Below are 447 nucleotides of genomic sequence, written 5' to 3'. Positions count from 1 at the left end.
CTATGGAGGAGAGCAAGGTTGGTGAACCGAACAAAACCTAAGAAGGGTGCAAGAGCTAGAGCCGTACCCAAGATGGGGCCTCGCGACACCGAACGCGTAATGAAGGAGCTTCTTGCTTTCGAGCAAGGAAAGCGAGCTACCATCACGTTGACTTGGAAACATCTCGCTCGGGTAGCCGGCTTTACCGACCGGTCTTTGCGTTCGAAGCCCAAGCTTCGCGCACGGTTCGATGAGGTAAGAGATGCCCTGCTGGGGAAGGGACGTATTCGCCGCTCCACCGGCATGGTTCACGAAGACCTTCAGAAAGCGAATTCTCGGCTTCGACAACAGCTCAAGATGTACGAGAAACTCGAAAACGAATGGCTTGAAAGATGGATTCGCATCGCCGCGTCACTCAAAGCACACGGGATGAGCATCGACCAGTTCGATGTCGACCTTGAGCTGAGG

At 54.4% G+C, this 447-nt stretch carries 1 protein-coding gene; it reads left to right on the top strand.

Annotated elements, in window-relative coordinates:
• Positions 1-99 precede the first annotated feature (99 nt).
• Positions 100-447, top strand: a 348-nt coding sequence (locus tag J5M67_RS28610; RefSeq protein ID WP_207888697.1) for a hypothetical protein, incomplete at its 3' end; no start/stop codon positions are given.

The sequence above is a fragment of the Pseudomonas sp. 30_B genome (assembly GCF_017491605.1).
GTDB lineage: Bacteria > Pseudomonadota > Gammaproteobacteria > Pseudomonadales > Pseudomonadaceae > Pseudomonas.
Note: the sequence above shows the minus strand (reverse complement) of the source record. Positions and strands in the feature narration are given on the sequence as shown.